Source organism: Thermoleptolyngbya sp. M55_K2018_002 (assembly GCF_015295965.1).
Taxonomy (GTDB): domain Bacteria; phylum Cyanobacteriota; class Cyanobacteriia; order Elainellales; family Elainellaceae; genus Thermoleptolyngbya; species Thermoleptolyngbya sichuanensis.
Genome location: NZ_DVEA01000329.1, coordinates 1 through 5,055, shown reverse-complemented (window position 1 = coordinate 5,055; position 5,055 = coordinate 1). Strand labels below are relative to the sequence as shown.

Genomic DNA, 5,055 nt, shown 5'->3' with positions numbered 1-5,055 from the left:
CCCGCCGTGCCGCACCAGTTTGGGCGCTTGGCAGAGACAATTCGCCAGGAGCGCGATCGCCAGTTTGGGATCTGGCTGGTGTCGGCGCAGCCGTCGCGGTCGGTGGCGCTGTTGCAGGAACACGACTGTCCGGCACAGTTCATCCCCAACCCCCACGACTATCCGGCCATCGATCGGCTCCAGGCGAACCGCGTGCCGACAGCGGTGAAGTATTCCGGTCTGGCAGAGCTAGAGGGCTTCATTCTGCCAACGTTCCGCATCGTCGTCATCACCGACCGCGAGTTTTTTGGGCAGCACACCCTGGCCACGCCCAGCTACGTCCGCAAGCGTCGCCGCGCCGCCTCCAAACAAGTTGACCCGAACAAGCTGCAACCGGGTGATTACGTCGTCCACAAAAACCACGGCATTGGCCAGTTCATCAAGCTGGAAAGCCTGACGCTGGACAACGAAACCCGCGAATATCTGGTGCTGAAATATGCCGACGGGCTGCTGCGGGTGGCGGCGGATCAGGTGAATGCGCTGTCGCGGTTTCGCGGCGTGGGCGAGGGCAAACCCGAACTCAGCAAAATGACGGGCAAAGCCTGGGAACGCACCAAGCAAAAGGTTCGCAAGGCGATTAAGAAAGTTGCCTTTGACCTGCTGCAACTCTACGCCCAGCGGGCCCAGCAGCAGGGCCACGCCTACCCGCCGGATACGCCCTGGCAGGAGGAAATGGAAGACTCGTTTCCCTACCAGCCCACGACCGACCAGCTCAAGGCGATTCAGGACGTGAAGCGGGATATGGAGGGCGATCGCCCGATGGATCGGCTGGTCTGCGGCGATGTGGGCTTCGGCAAAACCGAGGTCGCCATTCGCGCCATCTTCAAGGCGATCACCGCTGGGAAACAGGTCGCCCTCCTCGCGCCGACGACGATTTTGACGCAGCAGCATTACCACACCCTGAAGGAGCGCTTTGCCCCATACCCGATTCAGGTGGGTCTGCTGAACCGTTTTCGCACCAATGCCGAAAAGCAGGACATCCTGAAGCGCCTCGCCTCTGGGGAACTGGATGTAGTAGTAGGGACGCATCAGCTTTTGGGTAAGGGCGTGCAGTTCAAAGACTTGGGGCTGCTGGTGGTAGACGAAGAGCAGCGCTTTGGCGTGAACCAGAAGGAAAAAATCAAAACCCTGAAAACTCAGGTAGACGTGCTGACCCTCAGCGCTACGCCGATTCCCCGGACGCTTTACATGGCGCTGTCGGGCGTGCGCGAAATGAGCCTGATCACCACGCCGCCGCCCTCCCGTCGCCCCATCAAGACGCACCTGTCGCCCTACGACCCGGAGATGGTGCGGACGGCAATTCGGCAGGAACTCGATCGCGGTGGGCAGGTGTTTTACGTGGTGCCACGGGTGGAGGGCATTGAGGAAACCGCCGCCAAGATTCGGGAAATGGTGCCGGGGGTGCGGATGGCGATCGCCCACGGGCAGATGCAGGAAGGCGAACTGGAAGCCACCATGCTCACCTTCAACAACGGCGAGGCGGATATCCTCGTCTGCACCACCATTATCGAATCGGGGCTGGACATCCCCCGTGTGAATACGATTCTGATCGAAGACGCGCAGAAGTTCGGTCTGTCTCAGCTTTATCAGCTCCGGGGACGGGTCGGCCGCGCGGGCATCCAGGCCCATGCGTGGCTGTTTTACCCAAAACAAAGCCAGCTTACGGAAACCGCCCGTCAGCGGCTCCGCGCCATTCAGGAATTTACCCAGCTTGGCTCTGGCTATCAGTTGGCCATGCGCGACATGGAGATTCGCGGCGTGGGCAATCTGCTGGGGGCGGAGCAGTCGGGGCAGATGGACGCGATCGGCTTTGACCTGTATATGGAAATGCTGGAGGAAGCCATCAAGGAAATTCGCGGGCAGGAAATTCCCCAGGTGGACGACACCCAGATCGACCTACGCCTCACTGCCTTCATCCCCGCCGACTATATCCCCGACCTAGATCAAAAGATGAGCGCCTATCGCGCTGTCGCTGCTGCCCAGACCAAGCAGGAATTGACCGAGATTGCGGTGGATTGGAGCGATCGCTATGGCCCCATTCCCCCCGCCGCGCTGCAACTGTTCCGCGTGGTGGAGCTAAAGCAGATTGCCAAGAAACTGGGCTTCTCGCGCATCAAGCCCGACGGCAAGCAGCACATCCTGCTAGAAACGCCAATGGAAGAACCCGCCTGGAACCTGCTGAAGGACAAGCTGCCTAGCCATTTGCAATCCCGCTTTGTCTACACCCCCGGCAAAGTCACTGTGCGCGGACTGGGGGCCCTCAGCGCCGATCTCCAGCTAGAGAACCTGATCGACTGGCTCAGCCGGATGCAGGGGGCCTTGCTAGAGCCGAGCTTGGTTTAGCAAGAAGTCACCGCTGGCGGTGCTGCGATCCAAAAGCCCCGTTGAAATGACGGCTAGTGCAGCAGATGAGTGCCGTAATTCTGTCTTGATTTCATAGTTTAAGTCACGCTGAAAGACACGTAAAAGTTCAATAAACGGAACGCTTTCCGGAATCCAGTCATGAATTCAATAGACCTCCTGCATGAAGCAGGAAGCGTTTGCCAGTTCGTAGTTGGGTAGTCCTGCAATCAAGTTCAAGCGCAAGCCAAAGCGTCGTCTCCGGTTGCGATACCGCCCTGAGAAGATGCGAAAGATCTTGAAGCGACGAATCACATGCTCTACTCTCACCCGCAGTCTCTCTAATGCCCGATTGTGTTGCTTCTCGTCCTCGGCTAACGGTTGGTTGCGTGGTTTTTGGGTGGGCGTACAAGCTCCAGCATGACGCTTGGCAAATCCCTGATACCCGCGGTCAGCTAAACATAACTGCGACGATACCAAGGGTAGGCGACTTCGTTTGAGCAGCTTGAAGTCATGCGTCTTGCCTTTGTCGATTGCAGTCGCAATCACCTGCCCGTTCTCAAAATCCACCAATAGCTGAGCCTTCAGGGTATGGCACTTCTGCTTGCCACTGTAGTAACGTTTCTGTTTTTTTTGGATTATTTTTAGCTTCAACAATCAGCACCCAAAGCAGCGGCTCAGCGTTGTTTTTGTGAGCCGCTAAAAGGTCTGGTCGGCCTGCGATTTGGATTTCTTCATCCTCCGTTTGAATGAGCGCAATGCTTTCTTCTAGGCGAAGCTTAATGGGCGGGCGATAGTAGCCAGCGAGCCTCAGCAGTGGAAGCACCGTGAGCGCCTCCACCATGCCTTCCGATACCTTACCTTCCACCAGGTATGGATCAAAATCATTGCGAATTTGCCGCAGTTCCTCCTGTTCTCTAGGTGTAATAGGTTTCAGCACCAGAAATGGCTCGAAGGAAGGGGCATAGCATCGCTGAAACCCAAGACGCTCGTGAACATCTGCAATGGAGAGTTGCTGGGCCTGAAAAATGGTCATGGCTTTGTGGAATAGATAAAAGAACTGCCGGGATATGGTGGCGTATCCCGGCAGCGAGGAGACTGCTACTGTTCTGCACCCTCGATTGGCGCAAAGCCTTGCCGCTGGATGTTCTCGCTGATGTGACGCGGCTCTAGGAATTGCAGCAGGTAGTCTGGGCCGCCTGCCTTGGAGCCAACGCCAGAGAGCTTGAAGCCGCCGAAGGGCTGCCGCGCCACGATCGCCCCCGTGATGTGGCGATTGATGTACAGGTTGCCCACTTCAAACTCGGCTTTGGCGCGATCGAGGTGGGAGGGCGTGCGCGAGTAGATGCCGCCCGTCAGCGCGTAGAGCGTGCCGTTGGCAATGTCCATCGCTTCATCAAACGTCGTCGCCTTGATCACCGCCAGCACCGGGCCAAAGATCTCCTCCTGGGCAATCTTGGCGTTGGGCGACACGTTCGTAAAGATCGTCGGGCCGACGAAATAGCCATTATCGGGCGCGGGCATTTCCAGCGCCAGGGTTGCTTCTTCCTTCCCCTTTTCAATGTAGGCTTTGATGCGGTTTTGGGCCTGCGCGTCGATCACGGGGCCAACCTTGGTGTCGGGCGACTCGGCGATGCCGACGTGCAGCGATTTTGTTGCCTCGATCAGCCGATTGACGAACGTGTCGTAGATGGGTTCCAGCACGATGACGCGAGAGCAGGCGGAACACTTCTGACCGCTATAGCCGAACGCAGAATAGACCACGCCCTGCACAGCCTGATCCAGGTCAGCGCTTTCGTCTACGATAATCGCGTTCTTGCCGCCCATTTCGGCCACCACGCGCTTGAGATGGCGCTGGCCCGGTTGCAGGATCGCGGCTTCTGCGTAAATGCGACAGCCCACTTCCTGGGAACCCGTGAAGGTAATCATGTGAACATCGGGATGTTTGACCAAGTGTGCGCCCACGGTGGAACCTTTGCTGGGAATGTATTGGAACACGCCAGCGGGAACGCCTGCCTCAATCAAAATTTCCGCTAGCTTAGCGGCAATCACAGACGATGTTTCCGCAGGCTTGAGCAGCGTGCAGTTGCCCGCAACGAGGGAGGCAACCGTCATGCCCGTGGGAATGGCTAGCGGAAAGTTCCACGGCGAGATGATCAGCGAAATGCCGCGTGGCTGGTAGTGGTAGCGGTTGGTTTCGCCCACCACGTCATAGCTCACGCCTGCATCTAGCCGCTCCATCTCGTTGGCATAGTAGCGGCAAAAGTCGATCGCCTCTGACACTTCTGGATCTGCTTGTCCCAGCACCTTGCCCGTTTCCAGCACCATCCAGGCGCAGAGTTCGGTGCGGCGCTGTTCCATCAGATCTGCTGCACGGCGCAGAATGGCAGCGCGTTCCTTTGCGGGCGTATTCTTCCAGGCGGGGAAGGCGGCCTTGGCAGCGGCGATCGCCCCCTCTGCTTGGTCAATGCTCAGCAGCCCCACCTTGCCCACCACTTCCGACGGATTCGACGGGTTCACCGACTCGATCACCTCCAGCGTATTCACCCGCTGCCCATTCACCAGCGGCAGATAGGTTTGCCCCAACTGCTGACGCACGGTTTGGATAGCAGCGAGAGCGCGATCGCGCTTTTCGGCAATCGAAAAGTCCGTATCTGGGGCGTTGGCGAAGGCGTG

At 58.2% G+C, this 5,055-nt stretch carries 4 protein-coding genes; 1 reads left to right on the top strand and 3 read right to left on the bottom strand.

The features are described from left to right. Positions 1-2,382, top strand: a 2,382-nt coding sequence (gene mfd / locus IGS51_RS16795; RefSeq protein ID WP_297079970.1) for a transcription-repair coupling factor, incomplete at its 5' end; no start/stop codon positions are given. Positions 2,383-2,547: 165 nt separating this feature from the next. On the opposite strand, the gene IGS51_RS16790 is transcribed toward mfd, so the two are convergent. From IGS51_RS16790 to pruA, 3 genes are all read right to left on the bottom strand, one after another. Beyond that, positions 2,548-2,952, bottom strand: coding sequence for a transposase (locus IGS51_RS16790; protein ID WP_297079969.1), 405 nt, complete (start codon positions 2,950-2,952; stop codon positions 2,548-2,550). Next, positions 2,939-3,415: a hypothetical protein gene (locus tag IGS51_RS16785; RefSeq protein WP_297079968.1), complete on the bottom strand. Its 477-nt coding sequence runs from the start codon at positions 3,413-3,415 to the stop codon at positions 2,939-2,941. Before IGS51_RS16785 ends, IGS51_RS16790 begins: the two co-directional genes overlap by 14 nt. A 65-nt stretch (positions 3,416-3,480) precedes the next feature. Further along, positions 3,481-5,055, bottom strand: a 1,575-nt coding sequence (pruA, locus tag IGS51_RS16780; RefSeq protein ID WP_297079967.1) for an L-glutamate gamma-semialdehyde dehydrogenase, incomplete at its 5' end; no start/stop codon positions are given.